Origin of the sequence: Dyella sp. SG609 (assembly GCF_012275375.1) — a bacterium.
Taxonomy (GTDB): Bacteria; Pseudomonadota; Gammaproteobacteria; order Xanthomonadales; family Rhodanobacteraceae; genus Dyella_D; species Dyella_D marensis.
Map to the genome: position 1 here is coordinate 297,346 of NZ_JAAZQJ010000003.1, position 22,014 is coordinate 319,359.

Here is a 22,014-nt window from a genome sequence, read left to right on the forward strand (position 1 = left end):
GCTGCGCTCACCCCAACCTACGCGCTACGCGCCACCTCACAGCAGACGCAGCAATTCCCTCATCAGCGGCAGCCTGCGCACGCGCACCGCGCTCACGCGGAACACCGCATTGGCCAGCGCGGGCGCGGCGGTGGGCATGGCCAGGAAGCTGGCGCCGGCGGGGTCGCGGTCGCCCGGCACGATGATCACGTCCATCGCATCGGGCAGCTGCGCCATGCTGGCCAGCGGATAGTCCTTGTAGCTGCGCTGCTGCGGCTGGCCGTCCTTGAAGGTGACGGCGAGATTGAGCGCGGCGGAGAGCGCATCCAGCGTGGCGCCGGCGATCTGTCCTTCCAGGCCCAGCGGATTGATCACGCGGCCCACGTCGACCGCGCACACCACGCGCTCGATATTGAGCTTCTGGCCCTGTAGCGACGTCTCCACCGCATGCGCCACGTAGGCGCCGTCCATATGCCAGCAGGCGATGCCCAGGCCATTGACGGTGCGCAGCCAGTTCTTCCACTCGATGCGGTCGGCCACCAGCTTGAGCACATTGAGCAGGCGGCCCGTGTCGAAAGTGCCGCCGCCCTGCAGCGGCACCTGGCGCGCGTCGCCGAGCAGGCGCAGGCGCGTGGCCAGCGGGTCTTCCTTCAGCGCATTGGCGATCTCGTCGACGAAGCTTTCCACCGCGAACGCATTGGCCACGTGCGGCATGCCGCGATGCGGGCCGCGCGGCAGCGCCGATTGCAGCGCGTACCAGTCGCTGCGGTAATTGGGCACCAGGCCGGCGGGCAGCTGGTTGACGTCCACTTCGGACGTCCACAGCCGCTGTTCCGGCGCGCCGCGGCGCGCGAGCGCGGAGGCGCTGGCCATGCGCTGGTCCCAGGTGACGATCTGGCGCTTGGCGTCCAACGTGGCGCTGAGCCTATGCACGCTGGCGGAGCGGTAGTAGTCGTGCGCGAGGTCTTCCTCGCGCGTCCACAGCAGGCGCACGGGGCGGTCGGCCAGCTTGGCCAGCATCACCGCCTCGGCGACGAAGTCGTGGTCCAGCCGGCGGCCGTAGCCGCCGCCGACGCGCGGCACGCGGATCTCGATCTGGTCCGGCTTGAAGCCGGTCAGCCGCTGCACCACCGACCATGCGCGCTGCGGCGCCTGGGTCGGCGCGACCAGCACGGCGCGGTCCTTGTCCACGCGCACCAGGCAGTTCATCGGCTCGGCGGTGGCGTGGGCAAGCCAGGGCTGCACGTAGGTGGCGTCGACGCGGCGCGCGGCTTTCTTCGCCATGCCGTCGACGTCGCCGTCGTTGCGCACGCGGGTGGTGGGCGCAATGGGCTGGCTGGCAGGGTTGGCGGCCAGCTCCTTGGCGGAAGGCGTTTTCGCGCTGACCAGCTCGGTGGCCTGCTGCTCCAGCGCGGCGCTGGATTCGCTGCCGCTGGGGCCGGGCTTCCATTCGAGCTTGAGCCTGGCCCGCGCCTGCAGCGCGGACCAGGTGTCCTCGGCCAGCACGGCCACGGACGGCGCCAGCGGCGTTTCGCCGGGCAGCAGGCCGGGTTCGGGCTTGAGCTCGACCACCTTGAACACGCCCTTGACCGCTTCCGCTTCGCGGAAGTCCTTGTTGACCAGGCTGCCGTCGATCCACGGGCAGTGCACCAGCACGGCGACCAGTGCGTCGCCGAAATAGCTGTCGATGGCGAACTGGGTCTGGCCGGTGACGATGGCGCGCGCGTCGACGTCGCCGGCGGGCTGGCCGATGAGGGTGTAGCGGTCCGGCGTCTTCACCGCCACCGGTGCCGTGGGCGGGGCCACCTTGGAGGCGGCCTCGGCCAGCGAGCCGTAGTCGAAGCGGCGGCCGTCCGGCGAGATCACCGCGCCGCCCTGGGTGCGCAGGCGGTCGGCCGGCACGCCGAGGCGGCGCGCGGCGGCCTGCATCAGCAGCCAGCGGGCCAGCGCGCCGGCCTGGCGCAGGTCGGTCCAGGCGGCGGAAATCGAACTGCCGGTGCCGCCGAGCTGGTGGCCGTAGCTCCAGCGCGGTTCGCCGTTGCCGTTCTCCACGCCCAGGCCCAGCGGCACCACGCTCACGCGCGACCAGTCCGCGTCGAGTTCGTCGGCGACGATGCGCGGCAGCGAGGTGGCCACGCCGGTGCCGGTATCCGGATCGCGCGCGCCGATCAGCACGTTGCCGTCCGCGTCGATGCGCACATAGGCGCCCAGGCCGTACAGCGCGTCGCCGAGCATGGCCGGCGGCACCGGCGCATCGCCGGCCTCGGCGTAGCGCACGCCGACGATCAGCGCGCCGGCGGTGCCGGCCAGCACCTGCAGGAAGCGGCGGCGCTGGGGCAGGGCAGGCGTGTCGGTGCGGCGGCTCATGCGCGGCCTCCGGCCATCGCCGCGGCAGCGCGCTTGATGGCGCGGCGCACGCGGGTCTGGCAGCCGCAGCGGCACAGGTTGGGCAGCTGGTCGATCTGGTCGTCGGTGGGCTGGGGATGGCGGTTGAGCAGGTCCAGCGAGGCGATCAGCCAGCCCGGTGTGCAGTAGCCGCAGCCGATGGCGTCCTCGTCGACGAAGGCCTGCTGCAGCGGATGCAGCTTGCCGTCGGCGGCGGCAAGGCCTTCCACGGTGGTGATCTTCTTGTCGGCCAGCTCGTGCATGGGCACGCTCACCGCCGACACCGGCTTGTTGTTGACCAGCACCAGGTCGGCGCCGCCCAGGCCGTGGTCGCTGGCGTACTTGGTGCCGGTGAGGCGCAGCACGTCGCGCAGGTACCACAGCAGCGGCATGTCCGGATCGCCGGTATGGCGGAACGGGCGGCCGTTGATCTCCACCGCGATGCCTTCGCGCACCTTCTCGGGGGTGATGCTGCTGGTCGGTTTGCTTGCCAGGGCCTGCGCCTGCGCCATCGTGAAACTCTCCTTGCCGATCCGGTGCATTGTGGCATCGCGGGGGGCGGCTTGGGGACTACGCGGGGCGCCCGCGTTCATACAGGCGCGGCTGCGCCGTCTTGAAAGTGAGAAGTCAGCTGGCCTGCGCGAGCGGGAACAGCCGGCGCCAGACGTAGTAGACCGGCACGCCGGCCACCATGATCAGCACGCCGATGCCCGCATTGACGGGGTTGCTGCGCATGGTCTCGATCACCACCCAGCCGACTACGCCGACGAAGATCAGCGGCAGCAGCGGATAACCCGGCACGCGGAAGCTCGCCTCCGCGCCCTGCGTGCGGCGATACCAGAACAGCGTGGCCACGCCCAGCGCGCAGGCCAGCCAGTCGCCGAAGGTGGCGTAGTCCAGCAGCTGGCCGTAGCTGCCCGACAGCGCCAGCAGCACGGCCCAGCCGGAGAGCAGCAGCAGCGCCACGTTCGGCGTGCGGTGCTGCGGATGCAGCTTCGCCACGCTGCGGAAGAACAGCCCGTCCGCGCCCATCACCTGCAGCACGCGCGCGCCGGCCACCAGGGTGATGTTGCAGAAGCCCAGCGTGGAGACGGCGATGCCGATGGCAATGAGCTTGGCGCCGATCGGGCCGAACACGCGGTTCATCACGTCCGCCGCCGGCGTGGTGCTGGCGGCGAGGCCGGCATGGCCGAGCACGGCGAGGTAAGCGACATTGACCAGCGCATACGCCGCGATCACCAGCAGCATGCCCATGAACAACGACCGCGGCAGCGTCCGCTGCGGCTCGCGCACTTCGCCCGCCAGATTATTGAGATAGGTAAAACCCGAATACGCGAACAGCACCGGCAGCGCCGCGCCGATAAAGCCGACGTTGCCGCGCGCCGGATCGGTGGCGAGCACGCCCGCGCCATTGGCGCCGGCCAGGAACAAGCCGCACACCACCAGCACCGCCACGGCGAGCAGCTTCAGCAGCGTAAACAGGTTCTGCACCTGCGCGCCCAGCTTCAGGCCGAACAGATTGATGCCGGCCACGAACACCAGCGCGCCGGCGGCCAGCGGCTTGATCGTGCCCGGGGGCAGGCCGAACACGCCGGAGGCATAGCTGGCGAAGATCGTCGCCACCGCCGCGGCCGAGCCGGAATAGATCACCAGCAGCATGGTCCAGCCGAACAGGAAACCCGCCAGCGAACCGAACGCTTCGCGCAGGTAGACATAGCTGCCGCCGGCATGCGGGCGGCGTGCGCCGAGTTCCGCGTAGCACAGCGCGCCGATCAGGGTGAGCACGCCCGCGCCCACCCACACCAGCAGCAGGGCCAGGCCCGATTCCGTGCGCTGCGCGGCGATGCCGGGATTCAGGAAGATCCCTCCGCCGATGATCCCGCCCACCACGATCATGGCGGCGTCCCACGAAGTCAGTCGCCGCACGTAGCCGGATGCCGGGGTATCGCTCATGAAGGGGCCGCCCTGTGGATAAAAACTGGCGGCGAGCATGGCGGGTTATGCGGGAGCGGGCAAGGGTGGCAGCAGCCTGGCGGCGCTGCAAAAAAAGACCGGCCCCTCGCGGGGCCGGTCCAGGTCCTGTATCGCTGAAGACATCTCAGAACGCGCGCAGGAACAGATCGAAGTTCGCCACGTTCAACGTGCCGATGCCCGAGCCCGGCTCGTAGCCGCCGCTGCCCTGGTAGTACCAGTTGTCGCCCTGGCGGATGTCGTTGAAGCTGCTGAAGCTGCCGTAGCCGAAGATGTTCTGCAGCGCATACACCTGCGGATTCCAGAAGCCTACGCGGCGGTGCCCGCTCTGCGTCAGCAGCGCGCTGATGCCGTTGAGCTGCGGCGCCACGAAGCTGGTGCCGCCGTTGCCGGCGGTGGCGCCGCCGTCGACGGTGGACACCACGATATAGCCGGTCTCCGGATCCGCATTGAGCGAGATGTCCGGCAGGTTGCGGCCATGGAAGTTGCCCGGCAGTTTCAGCAGCACCTGCGGACCGGTAGTGTCGTTGTAGGTCAGCGTCTGGTTCTTGGCGCTGGTGCGGATGCCCTGGGTGAACAGCTGGTAGAACGGCCGCTTCCAGTACACGCTCACGCCGCCGCCGGCGCCGACCGAGAACAGGTCGATCACGCCCTTGCCGACGTACTGGTCGAAGTAGTTCTGGATGTAATCCCAGCCCCACACCTGTTCCTTGGTGATCGACTGCACCGGGCCGGTGCGGAACTTGTAGCTGAAGGGCGTGGTGGTGCCGCCCGCCGCGGTCATCAGCGGATCGGAAGCCGGCGAGTCAACGGTCAGCGGCGCGTTGAAGGTGCCCGGGGTGGTGCCGACGCCCAGGCCGCGCACGGTGTCGTACGCACCGGAGTCGCCGGTGGCGGCAAAGAACGACTGGCCCTGCACCGCGGCTTCCAGCAGGATCTGGTGCCAGATCTGCAGGTCGCCCACGTCGGTGGTGTCGGTGTTCTTGGCGCCGTCCACGTTCAGCGCGGCGAAGTTGAAGATTTCCGGCAGGCCCCAGCTGGTGGAGATGGTGTCGGCCACGTTGTCCGACACCGCCTGCAGCGCGGCATTGGTGAAGCTGCTGCCGGAGTTGGGTGCGTGGTAGACCAGGATGTCCGCCTCGGGCGCCAGGCCGCCGGCTTGTTCCACGTCCAGCGAGGTCTCGCCGCTGCCGCCGTCGAAGGCGGCACCGCCGTCCACGGCCACCTTGACGATGCGGTTGGCCTTGGTGGTCAGGCCGATGCCGTCCCAGTAAGCCTGCGCGTCGGACGGATAGAAGTCCGACAGCGTGACGATGGCCACCGTGGTGCCCTTGCCGGTGATGCCGCGCGCGTACAGCGGATTGATGTTGTAGAAGTTGGCGACGTCGCCCACGGTGTACTCGCCCGGGGTGCCCGTGGCGGTGGGATTGCCGGCGGCGGGCTTAGCCGCGGCGGCGATGCTGGCCTGGGCCTTGGCGGTCGCCTGCAGGGTGACCTTGGCCGCATCCGGCGTGCTGATGCGGTGCGACAGCACCTTGTGTTCGCTGCTCAGGCTGGAGCCGAGCAGCACGTTGTCGGCGATCGAAGCCGGCAGGGTCGGCGCCTTGGACGGGCGATGGAACACATTGCCGTTTTCCGCCGACCGATAGTTGTGGATCGGCGCCTGGAAGGCCGTGGCGAACTGGCTGAGCGTGCCGCTGGTGCGGATCGCCATGCGGTTCGGCAGCAAGGTGCCGCTGAGCCCGTTCTGGCGCAGGAAGTCCTGCACCCGCTTGATCTCCTGGTCCGTCGCGCCGTACTTGTCGGCGAACTGGGCCGTGGTCAGGAAGCGGCGGAAGTTCGGATGGCCGGGCGTCACGGTCTGCTGGACGTACTGCTCCAGCTGTTCCTGGTTGTGCAGCTTCAGCACCAGGGTGACGTTGACCTTCTGGTCGGCATTGGCGGCGCCCAGATCGGCGGCCGGCTTGGTGCCGGCGGCGAAGGTAGCGGTGGAGACGGTGGCGAGCAGGAGCGTCAGGGACGCGGCGAGGGTCTTGCGGTGAAGCTGGGCGAGCATGTGCGTTCCTCCGTGGATGGACCCGGAAGCGCGGATGCGAACGGACGGCGAGGCGGCACATGCCGACGCCGCGCTCCGCGGCCGGGCCGGCTAAGCGCTGCTTTGGTCAATGCGAAGAACTTCCCCGCCGATACGTGGCTCCCCTGAACGCCGAGGTATCGGTACCGGCAAAACTAGCGCGATGGCAGGCGCGCGCAAAGTAGGCGTAAGGCGAAATATTTTGCGAATCAGGCGACTGCAAAGCCTGGCCTTGGTTTCGATAAATCACATCAAATTGATTTATAAGAATTTTCTCGCGAAGGAAATTGCGATATCGCGCGATATGAGGATTCTTTCGATGCATATGCCTTGCGGCTATCGGACATCTGTCGGAGCGACCGCCATGCCGGCGGTCGCCCGCAGGCCCTCAATAGCTGTATTCGAGATACAGGGACGACAACCCGACCCAATGGCGGTATTCCAGCGCGGGCCACAGGTCTTCAGCGGCGAAGCGTGCCTTCACCCGGTAGCTGTCATAGGTCAGGGAGAGGCTCAGCTGCGGTGTAAAGCGGTAGCCGATGCCAATGCCGGCGTACCAGCTCGTATAGGTGTCGGTGTGCGACGTCGAGCTGGCGTAAGAGCCCTGGGTGTTGTCCAGTATGTGGTACCAATCGATATGGCTGCGCTCGTCGACATCGGCGTAGCCACGCAGCAGTCCGCCACGGGCCGAAACCAGCCATGCCTGTTCGTTACCGAAGACATAGCGCCCGGCCAGGCCAAGCGTCACAGCCTTGGTGTCCAGCCGCATTTTGTTGGTGACGGCGCGGGTGACCATCAGGCCGCCGCGATACGACGACTGCAGCGCCATCCGTCCCAGGTCGACGAATCCGCTTTCGACTGCCACGTCCACAGGGCCGGACCAGCGATATCCGAAGCGCAGGCCGTAGCCCAGGTCCTGCCGGTCCGTGTGTGTATTGGCAAAGAACAGCTTCGAGTCGAGGGCGCGATAGCTCGACTGCCCCGCGCTCGCACCGAGATAGAATTGGCCATCCGACGCGGCCTGGGCGGTGCCGCAGGCGAGCAGGGCGACAGCGATCGTGCAGAGCAAGGCTTCCTTGCGCATGGGAGCTTCCTTGGGGTGGGGAGCGGCAAGTTCAGCATTGCCTGCAGCGTTTTGTCCACCGCCGCGCCACCGCCGAAAGCGCTTTCCGGTCAGCGGTTTGGGCGCTCCCGCCCGCTTGCGGCACAATAGCCGGGTTGTGTGCCGCGAAAACCGCATCGCGGCAGTTTCCCCTCCCGCATCCCAAGCAGCCGCCATGACCACCATCAAGCAAGACGATCTGATCCAGTCCGTCGCCGACGCCCTGCAGTACATCAGCTACTACCACCCGGTCGACTACATCACCAACCTGGCCCAGGCCTACGAGCGCGAGGAATCGCCGGCGGCGCGCGATGCGATGGCGCAGATCCTGATCAATTCGCGCATGGCCGCCGAAGGCCATCGCCCGCTGTGCCAGGACACCGGCATCGTCACGGTCTTCCTGAAGGTGGGCATGAACGTGCGCTGGGACGCCAGCATGTCGCTGGAGGACATGGTCAACGAAGGCGTGCGCCGCGCCTACAACCATCCGGACAACAAGCTGCGCGCCAGCGTGCTGGCCGACCCGGCCGGCAAGCGCCTCAACACCAGGGACAACACGCCGGCGGTGATCAATGTCTCGATCGTGCCGGGCGACACCGTCGAGGTGATCGTGGCGGCCAAGGGCGGCGGTTCGGAGGCGAAGTCGAAGTTCGCCATGCTCAATCCGTCCGACTCCATCGTCGACTGGGTGCTCAAGACCGTGCCGACCATGGGCGCCGGCTGGTGCCCGCCGGGCATGCTGGGCATCGGCATCGGCGGCACCGCCGAGAAGGCCATGCTGCTGGCGAAGGAATCGCTGATGGAGCACATCGACATCCAGGAGCTGATCGCGCGGGGCCCGCGGAACCGCATCGAGGAACTGCGCCTGGAGCTGTACGAGAAGGTCAACGCGCTGGGCATCGGCGCGCAGGGCCTGGGCGGCCTCACCACCGTGCTCGACATCAAGATCAAGGACTACCCGACCCACGCCGCCAACCTGCCGGTGGCGATGATCCCCAACTGCGCCGCCACGCGCCACGCGCACTTCACCCTGGACGGTTCCGGCCCGGTGATGCTCGAGGCGCCGTCGCTGGAGCACTGGCCCAAGCTCACCTATGACTCGTCGAAAGGCCGCCGCGTCAATCTCGACACGGTCACCCGCGAGGAAGTGGCCAGCTGGAAGCCCGGCGAAGTGCTGCTGCTCAACGGCAAGCTGCTCACCGGCCGCGATGCCGCGCACAAGCGCATGGTCGACATGCTCAACAAGGGCGAGCCGCTGCCGGTGGATTTCCACGGCCGCTTCATCTACTACGTCGGCCCGGTCGATCCGGTGCGCGACGAAGTGGTCGGCCCCGCCGGCCCCACCACCGCCACCCGCATGGACAAGTTCACCGAGCAGGTGCTGGCGCAGACCGGCCTGCTGGGCATGGTCGGCAAGGCCGAGCGCGGCCCGGCGGCGATCGAGGCGATCAAGAAGCACCAGTCGGTATACCTGATGGCGGTGGGCGGCGCGGCGTATCTGGTGTCGAAAGCGATCAAGTCCTCGCGCGTGGTGGGCTTCGCCGACCTCGGCATGGAAGCGATCTACGAGTTCGACGTAAAGGACATGCCGGTGACCGTGGCCGTCGACTCGGCCGGCACCTCGGTGCACCAGACCGGCCCGAAGGAATGGCAGGCGCGGATCGGCAAGATTCCCGTCGTCGTGGCCTGAGCGCTGCTCTTAACCCCCTCTCCCCTCCGGGGAGAGGGTTGGGGTGAGGGGCCGGTCGGAGCGTAGAAGCAGGAACAGAAAGCAAGCCTCGCGCTGTCGATCTTCTTGCGCGAGCACCCGCCCCTCATCCGGCTGCCGCCACCTTCTCCCCGGAGGGGAGAAGGACCGCACCTTGGGACGCCCTCGATTTTCAGTATTTAGCGCATTGCATTTCCACCTGGTGCAGCGCAACACTGGCCGAATACTTTCCCCACCACACCACCGAAGGTACCCGTGAACCCGCAAAGCCCCGCGTCGCTTCCTGCCGACGCATCCTGGATCGTGATGAAGTTCGGCGGCACCAGTGTCGCCACCCTGCCGCGCTGGCAGAACATCCGTGAGCTGGTTGCCAGCCGCCGCGCCGAAGGCGCCCGCGTGCTGGTGGTCGTGTCCGCGCTCACCGGCATCACCGACGCACTCAAACAGATGTGCGCCCAGGAACACCAAGGCAAACGGGTCGAGGCTGCACGGGCGATCGCACAGCGTCACTACGACCTGCTCGATCACATGCAGCTGGCGGTTCCGGCAACGCTCGCACAGCGCCTGTCCGACCTGGCGAAACTCGCCGAGGAAGGTCCGGGCGCCATGGGCGAGCTGGCCTGGGCCGCGCTGGTGCAGGCGCATGGCGAGCTGATGTCCAGCGCGCTGGGCGCCGCGTTCCTCACCCATTCGGGGCTGCCGACGCAGTGGCTAGATGCGCGCGACTGCCTCGCCGCCGTCGCGCTGCCGAACCAGAACGAACGCACCAAGCTGCTCTCGGCGATGGTCGAGGCGCGTCCGGACCCCGCGCTCAACGCGCGCCTGGCGGAACTGGGCGAGGTCTTCATCACGCAGGGCTTCATCGCCCGCGAGGCGCAGGGCCGCACTGTGCTGCTCGGCCGCGGCGGCTCGGATACCTCGGCCTCGTACTTCGGCGCGCTGCTGAAGGCGCAGCGCGTGGAGATCTGGACCGACGTGGCCGGCATGTTCACCGCCAACCCGCGCCAGGTGCCGGGTGCGCGCCTGCTGCAGCGGCTGGATTACGAAGAGGCCCAGGAAATCGCCTCCACCGGCGCCAAGGTGCTGCATCCGCGTTGTCTCTCGCCGCTGCGCGAGCCGCGCGTGCCGATGCTGATCAAGGACACCAACCGGCCCGAGCTGGAAGGCACCGTGATCGGCCCCGAGGTGCGCGAGCACGCGCCCAGCGTCAAGGCGATCAGCGCGCGCAAGGGCATCACCCTGGTGTCGATGGAATCGGTGGGCATGTGGCAGCAGGTCGGCTTCCTCGCCGACGTGTTCGCGCAGTTCAAGCAGCACGGCCTGTCGGTGGACCTGATCGGTTCGGCCGAGACCAACGTCACCGTGTCGCTGGACCCCACCGAGAACCTGCTCGACTCCGACGCCATCGCGGCCCTGGCCAGCGACCTGGCCAAGGTGTGCCGGGTGAAGGTGATCGCGCCTTGCGCGGCGATCACCCTGGTCGGCCGCGGCATGCGCTCCATGCTGCATACGCTGTCCGGCGTGCTGGCGGAGTTCGGCCAGATCCGCGTGCACCTGATCTCGCAGTCGTCCAACAATCTCAACCTCACCTTCGTGGTGGACGAGAACGTGGTGGACGACCTGCTGCCGCACCTGCACGAGCTGCTGATCGCCGCCGGCGCGCTGCGCACCGACGACAGCGCGCTGTTCGGCCCCAGCTGGCAGGCGCTGTACGGCAGTGGCGAAGCGCCGGCCCCGGCGGCCTCGTGGTGGCGCACGGCGGAGCGCGAGCGCCTGCTCAAGCTCGGCGCCGAACGCACGCCGCGCTACGTCTACCACCTGCCCACCGTGCGCCAGCAGGCGCGCGAGCTGAAATCGCTGGGGGCGGTCGACCGCCTGCACTACGCGGTGAAAGCCAACACCCATCCGGCCATCCTCAGGGCGCTGGCGGAGCAAGGCTTCGGCTTCGAATGCGTGTCGCCCGGCGAGATGAAGGCGGTGATGGCCGCGGTGCCCGAATCGGCGCCGCTGCTGTTCACGCCCAACTTCGCCCCGCGCGCCGACTACGAGTGGGCCTTGGGCACGCGCGCCACCATCTCGCTGGATGCGCTGTACCAGCTGGAGCACTGGGGCGAGCTTTTCCGCGGCCGCGAAATCGTGCTGCGCGTGGACCTGGGCCGCGGCCTGGGCCACCACGAGAAGGTGCGCACCGGCGGCAGCGGCAGCAAGTTCGGCCTGCCGGTGGAACTGGTCGACCAGTTCCTGCGCCTGGCCGACACCCACGGCGTGATCGTGCGTGGCCTGCATGCGCACCTGGGCTCGGGCATCCTCGACGAAGGCCACTGGGGCGAGGTCTACGGCCAGCTGGCCAGCCTGGCCGAGCGCATCGGCAGCGTGGCCTTCCTGGATATCGGCGGCGGCCTCGGCGTGCCTTCGCATCCCGGCGAGGCGCGGCTGGACATCGCCGCGCTGGACCGCGTGCTGCGCGGCGTAAAGGCCGCCTATCCGCACTACCAGCTGTGGATGGAGCCCGGCCGCTATCTGGTTGCGGACGCCGGCGTGCTGCTGGCCCGCGTCACCCAGCAGAAGGGCAAGGGCGCCTGGCGCTATCTCGGCGTGGACACCGGCATGAACAGCCTGATCCGCCCCGCGCTGTACGAAGCCTGGCACGAGATCGTCAACCTCAGCCGCCTGGACGAACCGGCCACCGGCCTGTTCCAGGTGGTCGGCCCGATCTGCGAAAGCGGCGACGTCCTGGGCACCGACCGCCGCCTGCCGGAAGCGCAGGAAGGCGACGTGGTGCTGGTGGCCCAGGCCGGCGCGTACGGGAAGGTGATGTCGTCGCCGTACAACATGCGGGATGAGGCCGAGGAAGTGATCCTCGACTAAAAGCCCCTCGCTCCCACACTTCTCCCTCTCCCCTCCGGGGAGAGGGCGGGGTGAGGGGCCGGGGTCGCGAAAACGCAACAACGGAGCGCCCAGGGATGAAGCGCTTGAATGTCGACAGGGCGCGCAACCTTCGCCAGAAACAAACCGACGCCGGGCGGGCACTCTGGCGCCAATTGCGCGCCAGGCACCTGCAAGGATGGAAGTTCCGCCGCCAGCATCAGGTCGGCAGCTATATCGTCGATTTCGTTTGCATGGATGCGTGGCAGATCGTCGAGCTCGACGGCGGCCAGCATGCGGACCAGGTGATCTACGACGAGCGCCGCACCTTGGAACTGCAAGCCATGGGCTACCGGGTGCTGCGTTTCTGGAACAATGACGTCTTGGCGAATCCGGAAAGCGTCCTTGAGGTTCTATGGGAGGCTTTGGCCAGCCCCGGCCCCTCACCCCAACCCTCTCCCCGGAGGGGAGAGGGGGCAGGTCGCGGCAAGCCATAGGCGTCGCAGCACAACGAGAATTCAGCCACCTTGCCGTCAGGGCAATCAGGCAAGGTGACAAATCGGAGCCACTGATAGTGACCACCCCCATCCAACCCCGCCTCACCCAGGTCTTCCGCTTCGTCCGCTGCGGCTACGCCGACGGCGTGGCCGAGCTGGCCTATGCCTTCGACAACGGCGAGGAACTGGTCGAGCGCGTGCGCTTCCCCCATGCGCCCGCCGTACCGCCCGCGCATGCCGCCGCCTTTGAGCGCGCGCTCAAGCTGCTGCACCTGGTCGCGGGCGTCAGCTACTACAAGGCCGGCGTGCCGCCGCGCATCGAAGTGGCCGGCGGTCCGCTGGACGACGCCACCGCCGATCTGCTCGACGCGCTGTACCTGCACGGGCTGGCCGAATTCGCCTACCGCAACGGGCTGGACCTGCGCGGCCGCATCGCTTTCCCGCGCGGTGGTGCCACGCAAGCGGCCGCTCCCGCCTTGAAGCTGCCCGCGCGCACCCTGGTGCCGATCGGCGGCGGCAAGGATTCGCTGGTGGCGGTGGAGGCGATCAAGTCCGCCGGCGGCGAAGCGACCGCGGTGTGGGTGGGCAATTCGGAACTGATCGCCGCCTGCGCGGCGCGCACCGGGCTGCCCACGCTCAATATCCAGCGCGAGCTGGCGCCGCAGTTGTTCGACCTCAATCGCCTGGGCGCGTGGAACGGGCATATCCCGGTGACCGCGGTGAACTCGGCGATCCTGGCGCTGGCGGCCATTCTCTACGGCTACGACAGCATCGCCTTCGCCAACGAGCGCTCGGCATCGGCCGCCACGCTGGAATACGAAGGCCAGCAAGTGAATCACCAGTGGAGCAAGGGCTATGCGTTCGAGCAGCTGCTGGGCGACTGGCTGCACGCGCAGGTGGCGGCGGATCTCGATTACTTCTCGCTGCTGCGCCCGTACTCGGAGCTTGCGGTGACGCGCGCGTTCGCCAAGCTCACGCCGTATTTCGACGTGTTCTCCAGCTGCAACCGCAACTTCCGCATCCTCGGTCCCAAGCCGGCGGACCGCTGGTGCGGGCAGTGCCCGAAATGCCATTTCGTGTTCCTGGCGCTGGCGCCGTTCCTGCCCAAGCCGCGCCTGCTGCAGATCTTCGGCCGCAACCTGCTGGACGACGACAGCCAGGCCGCCGGCTTCGACGCGCTGCTGGAATACCAGGACCACAAGCCGTTCGAATGCGTGGGCGAAGGCGCCGAGGCGCGCGCCGCCATGTATGCGCTGAGCCAGCGGCCGGAGTGGCAGGAAGACGCGCTGGTCGCGCGTTTCCGCGGCGAGATCCTGCCGCAGCTCGACGTCTCCGCGCTGGCGCTGGAGCCGTGGCTGCAGGCTTCGCCGGAACAGCGCATTCCCGCCCGCCTGCGCGGTGCGCTCGACTTCTTCGCCTGAGCGCCGCGCATGCGTATCGCTGAACTGGCCGGCCGGCGCGTCGCCATCTGGGGCTTCGGCCGCGAGGGGCGCGCCGCCATCGCGGCGCTGCGCCAGCGCCTGCCGGCATTGACGCTGACGCTGTTCTGCGGCGAGGCGGAAGTGGCCGGTGCGCAGGCGTTCGATGCGGCGCTCACGGTGCATGGCCGCGAGCCCGATGCGATCGATCTCGCCGCGTTCGACGTCGTGGTGAAGTCGCCCGGCGTCTCGGCCTACAAGCCCGCGCTGCTCGCCGCGCAGGAGGCCGGCCTGCGCCTCACCTCGGGTACCGCGCTGTGGTTCGGCGAGAATCCGCAGGCCAAGGTCGTCGCCGTCACCGGCACCAAGGGCAAGAGCACCACCACCGCGCTGCTCGCGCACCTGGCGCGTGCGCTGGGCGTGCGTACCGCGCTGGCCGGCAATATCGGCATGCCGCTGCTGGAACTGCTCGGCCAGTCCGCCGAGCTGTGGGCGATCGAGCTGTCCAGCTTCCAGACCGGCGAAGCCGGTCCGCTGGCGCTGGGCGTGATCACCAGCCTGTACGAGGAACATCTCGACTGGCACGGCTCGCGCGAACGCTACGTCGCCGACAAGCTCAAGCTCGCCGACGTCTCGCAGCGCCTGCTGGTGAATGCGCTGCAAGCCTCGCTGCTGGAAAAGACCGCCGGCCATCGCGCACGCCTGCTGTTCGGCGAGGCGCAGGGCTGGCATGTGGCGAACGGCTTTATCCGCCGCGGCAGCGCCGACATTTTCGAAGCGAAGCGCCTCGCCGCTCCTGGCGCGCACAACGCGCTCAACGCCTGCGCCGCGCTCGCCGCGCTGGAAGCGATGGGCTACGACGCCGTCGCCGCCGCGCCCGCCCTCGCCAGCTTCGTGCCGCTGCCGCACCGCCTGCAGCCGCTGGGCGAGCGCGACGGCGTGCTGTGGGTCAACGATTCGATCAGCACCACGCCGCTGGCCACGCTGGCCGCGCTGGAAAGCCTGCACGGCCGCGCGGTCACCGTGCTGGCCGGCGGCCACGACCGTGGCCTGGACTGGTCGGACTTCGTCGCCGAGGAACTGGCGCACCCGCCGCACGCCATCGTATGCAGCGGCGCGAACGGCCCGCGCATCGCCGCGGCGCTGCGCGAGGCGAAGGTGGCAACCACCCTGGTGGAAGCCGCCAACCTCGACGCCGCGGTGGCCGAGGCGCGCAAGCTCACGCCCACCGGCGGTTGCATCCTGCTGTCGCCCGGCGCGCCGAGCTTCGACCAGTTCCACGACTACGCCGAGCGCGGCCGCCGCTTCGCGGACCTGGCCGGCTTCGATGGCCGCGCCATCACCGGCATCGCGGGATTGGGCATCGCCTGATCGGTGCGAATGTCGTAGGTTGGGGTGAGCCGCAGGCGAACCCCAACATCGCAAAGTCCGGGCGCAGCGCATCGTTGGGGTTACTGGCTGCATCAGCAGCCAGCCCCTCGGGCCATCCGCTACGCGGATGTTCGCTACGGCATCCTGCCTTCGCAGTCGCCTGCGGCTCACCCCAACCTACGAGGAATTTGCATGAGCCGCGTTGCCTCCGCCTCCATCGTCTCCACCGGCACCGACTACCTGCACCACATCCAGGCCGGCCATTACGCGCTGGATACCGACGAACCGAAGGCCCTGGGCGGGCAGGGCGCGGCGCCCGCGCCGTTCGATCTGTATCTCTCGTCGCTGGCCGCCTGCACCGCGATCACGCTGCGCATGTACGCGCAGCGCAAGGGCTGGAACCTGGGTGAGTTCCGCGCGGAGCTGAGCCTGACGCGCGACGACGAAGGCAAGCTGCATATCCTGCGCGTGCTGCATTCGGATCAGCCGCTGAGCGACGAGCAGTGGAAGCGTTTGCTGGAAATCGTGGCGAATACGCCGGTGACGAAGGCGATGCGCGAGGGGGCGGAAATCAGCAGCGAGCGTGGAAGCTGAGCTTCCGGTAAGCCACGACATACCAAAGCCGTCATTCCGGCGCAGGCCGGAATCCAGTGGCGATATCGCCCGATGTTTGCGTGCGGATTAAAGAGCTGAATGCTCTTCCGCCAAAACCAGACGTGGTCGCTACTGGATGATTCGCTTCGCTCACCCCTTCGGGGCCGCCCTGCGGGCGTTCTTCGCGCTGCGCGCTCGTCCGGCCTGCGCCGGAATGACGGCTTCGTTGGAGTCCGGCGTGGATTTGACGGCGCAACGATCTATGGCGCAGCCACCGCGCCCAATTGCTTCGCCAGTGCATACAGCACACGCAAGTCGTCACTGTCGAGCGTGTCGCCATCCATCCCCCGAAAGTGATGATGAAACGACCGCACCGCCGCCGCCCGGTTATCCAGCGCATAGCCGACCAGCCCCAGCGCCATCCACGGATCGAAGCCCGCCGGTGGATCCACCAGCGGCCCCTGCGGCCATAAGCCATACCCGGCATCGGCCAGCCGGTTCCACGGAAACAGCGGGCCGGGATCGTCCTTGCGCCCCGGCGCCAGGTCTTCGTGCCCGATCACCTGCGTGCGCGGAATGCGCAGGCGCGAGGTGAGATCCGCCAGCAAGCGCAGCAGGCTGTCGATCTGCGGCTGCGCGAACGGCGTGTGGCCGTCGTTGTCCAGCTCGATGCCGATCGAGGCGGAATTGAGGTCGGTGATGGTGCCCCAGCGCCCCGGTCCCGCATGCCAGGCGCGCTGCTCGTCCGCCACCAGCTGGTAGATATGGCCGTCCGCGCCGATCAGGTAATGCGCGCTCACCGGGCCGCCGCTGTTGGCGGTGCGCAGGGTGTCCAGGCTCTGCTGCACCGAGTGCTGGTCGGTGAAGTGCAGCACGATCACCACCGGCCGGCGGATATCGTGATTCGGCGAGGGCACCCAGGTGGCCATCGGATTGCGCGCCGGCAGCGGCGCGCAGGCGGCCAGCCAGGCCAGCGGCAGCAGGAGCAGGCCGCGGCGCGCGGTGCGGAGCAGGGAAGCGCTGGCGGAACGTGGCACGGCGGTCTCTCGCAGCGGAAAACCCGCGGAAAACTGCCGCAGCGCCGCGGCAGCGTCAAGCCGGAGCCATGCCGGCGCTAAGATCGCAACGACCCTCACTGTTGCCGTGCCATGGACATCCGCCTCGACCGCGACCTCACCGACCACCGCATCATCAGCCTGCTGCAGGAACACCTGCGCGACATGGCGCGCCACTCGCCGCCGGAAAGCATCCACGCCCTGGACCTGGACGGCCTGCGCCGGCCGGAGCTGAGCTTCTGGACCGTGTGGGACGGCGATGACCTGCTCGGCTGCGGCGCGCTCAAGCAACTGGACGCCGCCCACGGCGAGATCAAATCCATGCGCACCGCCAACGCGCACCGCCGCCGCGGCGTGGCGGCGGCCATGCTGCGCCATCTGCTGGACCAGGCCGCCGCGCGCTCGTACCGGCGGCTGAGCCTGGAAACCGGCTCGATGGCGGCGTTCGAGCCGGCGCGCCGGCTGTACGCCAGCTTCGGCTTCGATTTCTGCGGGCCGTTCGACAGTTACGTCGACGATCCCAACAGCGTGTTCATGACGCGCCTGCTGTAAGCCTGCACCCGCGCCGCCGCGCCCTGGGCAATAATGCGGGCGTCTGCACTTTTGGGGGCGCCGGTACGGCGCGGGGGTGTGCGATGCATCTGGATCTTTTCACGCTCGGCGTCATCGGACTCGCCGTCGGGGCGACCATTTCCCTGAGTTTCACCCTGCTGGGCCTGGTGCTGCGCGGGCTGCCGGCGCTGCGCATCTGGGCGGCGGCGTTCTGGATCATCACCCTGGCCGGCCTGGCGCAGGGCCTGGACGAGCGCGAGACCTTCCTGTCCGCCATCGTCGGCAACGTGCTGATCGCCATCGCCAACGCGGCGATGCTGATGGGCATCGCCGTGCACGTGCGCTATCCGCTGCGCTGGCGCTGGCCCCTGCTGCTGTCGGGCCTGTTCCTGGCCATGCAGATCGGGTTCCTGCTGGCGTCGCCGGGGCAGCGCGTGGAGGCGCTGGCATTCGGCGCCCGGAGCGTGGTGTGGGATGCGTGGATGATCTGGGTGCTGCTGCGCCGCTCGCCGCGCGACCTGCGCGTGAGCTGCGTGTTCACCGCGCTGGTGTTCGGTTCGGATGCGGTGTTCTACGCCATGCGCTCGATCGTGATGGTGGCGCCGGCCACCACCTCGCAGGTGCTGCTGGCCACGCAGCTGATCACCGCCAATTACCTGTTCGCCATCTTCTGCACCTTCCTGGTCAGCACCGGTTTCACCCTGATGCTGGCCGAACGCCTCACCCTGGACCTGCGCAGCATGGCGCGCACCGACGGCCTGACCGGCCTGCGCAACCGCAATGCGGTGATCGAGGACGCCCGCCAGGCGGTGGAGACTTGCCGCGCGCAGGGGTGTACGTCATCCGTGCTGCTGCTGGACCTGGATCGCTTCAAGTCGGTCAACGACAGCTGGGGGCATGACGCCGGCGATGAAGTGCTGCGCCATTTCGTCAAGATCGTGCACGCCGTGCAGTTGCCGGATGGGGCGCTGCTGGGCCGCTACGGCGGCGAGGAATTCCTGCTGGTGCTGCCGGGCATCGATGCCGCGCAGGCCATTGTCGCGGCGGAGGAGGTGCGTTCGCGTGTGGCTGCCTTGCCGGCCCTGCACGGTGAGCTGCGTATTCCCGTTACTACGAGTGTCGGCGTGGCCGGCGGCAGCGGACTGGATTTCAACGGGTTGATCACCGCTGCCGATGCGGCGCTGTACCGGGCCAAGCACCGTGGACGCAACCGCGTGGAGTGGGCTGGCTTTCGGCCGGCGGAGACGGCGCTGGGCTGAGTGCGCGCTTCGTCGTCCGGCGGTATCGCCTGGTTGTCGCATTGCGGTTGGTTGTCTCGCCTTTGGCGAGTGTTTCGTGCCGCTGCCGCGGCCCGAGTTACTTTTTCTCTGCGTGCCCAGAGAAAAAGTAACCAAAAAGAGAGGGCACCCTGCTTGGCGCCCTCAGCAGCAAAGCTGCTGAGGGTCCGTGAGGGCTGGCCGGGCTTTTTGACAGGGCATCCATGCCCTGATCAAAAAGGCGGGGACATCGTGTCCCCGCCCCCCCGCGGGGGCCTTTTCGTCCAGCCCTCACCGCCGGCGCCAAGGGGACCCGGTGGATCAAGAGCAAGATCAAGAGCCAAAGCGCACAAGCGGAACGCCGCGGCTGCGCCGCAGGCTCTTCGTTCGATTATCGCCCCGCCCTACATCCCCCTCTCCCCTCCGGGGAGAGGGCCGGGGTGAGGGGCCGGGCGGAGCGACGGGCTGACGGTCGAGAAAGCCCAAAAGCTTTTCTTCTCTTCGTCGCAACGCCACCGCGAGCACCCGCCCCTCATCTGCCTGCCGGCATCTTCTCCCCGGAGGGGAGAAGAGTTTCACGATGCGGCTCTACTAGTGCGGCAACGCTTCCGTCCCTTCAATCACAAATTCACTACCAGCTTCACCAGCCGGCTGCCGCCCACCCGCAAACAGCTGGTACGTGCCAGCCACCACCTTCCGCTCCCCCTGCGCATCCACCGTGCTCAACTGCCGCGCATCGATGTCGAAATGCACGAGCTTCGACTCGCCGGCCTTCAACGCCACACGCTGGAAACCCACCAGGCTATACCGCGCCGCCCCTGCGGCCTTCGAACTCAAATACACCTGCACCACCTCATCGCCATCCCGCTCGCCCGCATTGCGCACCTGCACGTCCACCCCAAGCTTGTCGCCCGCCTTCAAGCTCCTGGCCGACAACTTCGGCGCCTCATACGCAAACCGCGTGTAGCTCAAGCCATCGCCGAACGCGAACAACGGCGTGCCGCGGAAATAGCGGTACGTCCTTCCTTCCATGCGGTAATCGTCGAACTTCGGCAGATCGTCGGCCGAGGCATAGAACGTCACCGGCAGACGTCCCGCCGGGTTGTAGCCGCCGGCCAGCACGTCGGCGATGGCGGTGCCGCCTTCCTCGCCGGGATACCAGGCGGCCACGATGGCATCCGCATGCTGCTTCGCCCAGTTCAGGGCCACCGCGCTGCCGCTGGTCAGCACCACCACCAAGGGCTTGCCGCTGGCGGCGGCGGTTTCCAGCAGGCGCTGCTGCGTGGCCGGCAGGGACAGGTCGGTGCGGTCGCCGCCGGCGAAGCCCGGCACGCTGACCTGCAATTCCTCGCCTTCGACATCCGGCGACAGGCCGACCACGGCCACCACCGCATCTGCCTTGGCGATCGCTTCCTTCGCCTCGCGCAACTGCGCCTCGGCCGGCGCGCTCCATTGCAGGCGGATGCCCTGGTCCTCGCCGGTGTGGCGCAGTTCCAGTTTCAGCGGACGCGGGCGCGTGTCGGCGAAATGCAGGGGCAGGTTGAGGTCGTAGTCCTTGCCGTGGTCGTCCAGCACCAGCTTGCCGTCCACGTACAGGCGCACCGGATCGTGGCCTTTGCAGTCGAAGCAGCGGTCGATGTGCAGGTTGAGGTTGTAGTCGCCGGGGCCGGGCGGCAGCAGCTCGCCGGTCCAGCGCACGGCATAGCGGGCGGGATCGAGCTGCTTCGCCGGGGCCACTTCGTCCCAGTCGAAATCGATGCGGCGGTCGGTGCGGACCAGCGCGGGCTTGCCACTGAAATCGGTGTTGGCGAAATACTCGCCGCGCAAGCCGGGCGCGGCCTCCTTGCCGCCCGTGCGCAGCGCGGTGGACGGCACCGGCACGGACACGCCCTGCGCCAGCGTCGCGCCCTGGGCGTAGCTCACCTGCGCTTCGCCGAAGCGCTTGCGCAGGCCGGCCAGCGGCGTCACCGGATCGACCGCGGTGCCGTGGTAGTTCGCTTCAAGGATGTTCAAGGCATCGGCGTTCGGGCCGATCACCGCGATGCGCGCCGTGCTCTTCAGCGGCAAGGTGGCGCGCTCATTCTTCAGCAGCACGATCGATTCGCGCGCGGCCTGCAGGGCCAGCGCACGGTGCGCCGGAGAGTTGATGTCCTGCGCGCCCAGCGCCGCATAAGGGCCGCCGGCATCGTCGAGCATGCCCATGCGGTAGCGCGCCGCGAACAGGCGGCGCGCGGCCCGGTCGAGCGTGGCTTCGCTCACCTGGCCCTTGCGCACCGCCTCGCCCAGCGCGGCGTAAGCGATGCCGCAATCGAGATCGGTGCCGGCGGCAACGGCTGCCGCGGAGGAGCCGGCGTTATCCGGCTTGTAGCGATGGAACTGGGTCATGTCGTCCACCGCATCGCAGTCGGACACGACATAACCGGCAAAGCGCCAGTCGCGGCGCAGGCGTTCCTGCAGCAGCAGCGGCGAGGCGCAAGCGGGCGTGCCTTCCAGCGCGTTGTAGGCGCACATCACCGAGGCGGCCTGTCCTTGCGTCACCGCCATGCGGAACGCCGGCAGATAGGTGTCTTCCAGATCGTGCGGCGAGGTGCGCGAATCGAAACCGTGCCGGCCTTTCTCCGGCCCGCTGTGCACCGCGAAATGCTTGGGCGTGGCGGCGGCCTTCAATTGCGCCGGGTCGTCGCCCTGGATGCCGCGCACGAACTGCGTGGCCAGGGTGCCGGTGAGGAAGGGATCCTCGCCATAGGTTTCCTGGCCGCGGCCCCAGCGCGGGTCGCGGAAGATATTGATGTTCGGCGACCAGATGCTCAGCCCGTGATAGCGCGGATGATCGCCGCGCCCGGCCAGGTTGTACTTCGCGCGCGCTTCGGTGGACACCACGTCGCCCACCGCGTGCAGCAGCGGTGCGTTCCAGCTTGCCGCCAGCCCGATCGCCTGCGGAAACACCGTGGCATAGCCCGCGCGCGCCGTGCCGTGCAGGCCTTCGCTCCACCAGTCGTAAGCCGGCACGCCCAGGCGCGGAATGGCCGGCGCCGAGCTCTGCAGCTGCGCGATCTTCTCCTCCAGCGTCATGCGCGCGACCAGGGCCGCGGCACGCTGGTCGGCCTGGGCGGCATCCATGGCGGCGGCGTGGCCGGCCAGCATCAGGCTGAGCGCGAGGGCGGCGTGGCGCCAAGGGGAACGAAGG

Annotated in this window: 15 protein-coding genes; 8 read left to right on the forward strand and 7 right to left on the reverse strand. The window is 68.5% G+C overall.

Going from position 1 to position 22,014, the window contains the following annotated elements:
* Positions 1-36: 36 nt before the first annotated feature.
* The 5 genes from FHW85_RS07505 to FHW85_RS07525 form a co-directional block, all read right to left on the reverse strand.
* On the reverse strand, positions 37-2,346 hold the full coding sequence (locus FHW85_RS07505) for a molybdopterin cofactor-binding domain-containing protein (RefSeq protein ID WP_168647854.1): 2,310 nt from the start codon (positions 2,344-2,346) through the stop codon (positions 37-39).
* Complete coding sequence (locus tag FHW85_RS07510) at positions 2,343-2,876, reverse strand: (2Fe-2S)-binding protein (protein ID WP_167256402.1); 534 nt, start codon at positions 2,874-2,876, stop codon at positions 2,343-2,345. The genes FHW85_RS07505 and FHW85_RS07510 overlap by 4 nt, the downstream gene beginning before the upstream one ends.
* A 115-nt stretch (positions 2,877-2,991) precedes the next feature.
* Positions 2,992-4,317: an amino acid permease gene (locus FHW85_RS07515; protein ID WP_208399790.1), complete on the reverse strand. Its 1,326-nt coding sequence runs from the start codon at positions 4,315-4,317 to the stop codon at positions 2,992-2,994.
* Positions 4,318-4,462: 145 nt separating this feature from the next.
* On the reverse strand, positions 4,463-6,391 hold the full coding sequence (locus tag FHW85_RS07520) for a S53 family peptidase (RefSeq protein ID WP_167256406.1): 1,929 nt from the start codon (positions 6,389-6,391) through the stop codon (positions 4,463-4,465).
* A 406-nt stretch (positions 6,392-6,797) separates the two neighbouring features.
* Positions 6,798-7,493: an outer membrane beta-barrel protein gene (locus FHW85_RS07525; RefSeq protein ID WP_168647855.1), complete on the reverse strand. Its 696-nt coding sequence runs from the start codon at positions 7,491-7,493 to the stop codon at positions 6,798-6,800.
* A gap of 193 nt (positions 7,494-7,686) precedes the next feature.
* Here FHW85_RS07525 and FHW85_RS07530 point away from each other — a divergent pair, with 193 nt between their 5' ends.
* The 6 genes from FHW85_RS07530 (at position 7,687) to FHW85_RS07555 (ending at position 15,964) form a co-directional block, all read left to right on the forward strand.
* Positions 7,687-9,201 carry a fumarate hydratase gene (locus FHW85_RS07530; RefSeq protein ID WP_168647856.1) on the forward strand — a complete coding sequence of 505 codons (1,515 nt, stop codon included), beginning with the start codon at positions 7,687-7,689 and terminating at the stop codon, positions 9,199-9,201.
* 273 nt (positions 9,202-9,474) lie between these two features.
* Positions 9,475-12,087: a bifunctional aspartate kinase/diaminopimelate decarboxylase gene (locus tag FHW85_RS07535; RefSeq protein ID WP_343203682.1), complete on the forward strand. Its 2,613-nt coding sequence runs from the start codon at positions 9,475-9,477 to the stop codon at positions 12,085-12,087.
* 95 nt (positions 12,088-12,182) lie between these two features.
* Positions 12,183-12,581 carry an endonuclease domain-containing protein gene (locus FHW85_RS07540; protein WP_168647857.1) on the forward strand — a complete coding sequence of 133 codons (399 nt, stop codon included), beginning with the start codon at positions 12,183-12,185 and terminating at the stop codon, positions 12,579-12,581.
* Between the two features lie 77 nt (positions 12,582-12,658).
* A complete protein-coding gene (murL, locus tag FHW85_RS07545; protein WP_168647858.1) occupies positions 12,659-14,002 on the forward strand; it encodes a UDP-N-acetyl-alpha-D-muramoyl-L-alanyl-L-glutamate epimerase in 1,344 nt (447 codons plus the stop codon).
* A 9-nt stretch (positions 14,003-14,011) separates the two neighbouring features.
* On the forward strand, positions 14,012-15,370 hold the full coding sequence (gene murD / locus FHW85_RS07550) for a UDP-N-acetylmuramoyl-L-alanine--D-glutamate ligase (RefSeq protein ID WP_168647859.1): 1,359 nt from the start codon (positions 14,012-14,014) through the stop codon (positions 15,368-15,370).
* Between the two features lie 192 nt (positions 15,371-15,562).
* Positions 15,563-15,964 (forward strand): OsmC family protein, encoded by a 402-nt coding sequence (locus tag FHW85_RS07555; RefSeq protein WP_168647860.1) that lies wholly within the window; start codon positions 15,563-15,565, stop codon positions 15,962-15,964.
* Positions 15,965-16,224: 260 nt separating this feature from the next.
* Here FHW85_RS07555 and FHW85_RS07560 read toward each other — a convergent pair whose 3' ends face one another.
* Positions 16,225-16,977 (reverse strand): N-acetylmuramoyl-L-alanine amidase, encoded by a 753-nt coding sequence (locus tag FHW85_RS07560; RefSeq protein ID WP_246866704.1) that lies wholly within the window; start codon positions 16,975-16,977, stop codon positions 16,225-16,227.
* 135 nt (positions 16,978-17,112) lie between these two features.
* Between FHW85_RS07560 and FHW85_RS07565 the strand changes: the two genes are divergently transcribed.
* Positions 17,113-17,571, forward strand: coding sequence for a GNAT family N-acetyltransferase (locus FHW85_RS07565; protein ID WP_168647861.1), 459 nt, complete (start codon positions 17,113-17,115; stop codon positions 17,569-17,571).
* An 83-nt stretch (positions 17,572-17,654) separates the two neighbouring features.
* On the forward strand, positions 17,655-18,830 hold the full coding sequence (locus FHW85_RS07570; RefSeq protein ID WP_168647862.1) for a GGDEF domain-containing protein: 1,176 nt from the start codon (positions 17,655-17,657) through the stop codon (positions 18,828-18,830).
* Between the two features lie 588 nt (positions 18,831-19,418).
* On the opposite strand, the gene FHW85_RS07575 is transcribed toward FHW85_RS07570, so the two are convergent.
* Complete coding sequence (locus FHW85_RS07575; RefSeq protein WP_168647986.1) at positions 19,419-21,971, reverse strand: glycoside hydrolase family 3 C-terminal domain-containing protein; 2,553 nt, start codon at positions 21,969-21,971, stop codon at positions 19,419-19,421.
* Positions 21,972-22,014 lie beyond the last annotated feature (43 nt).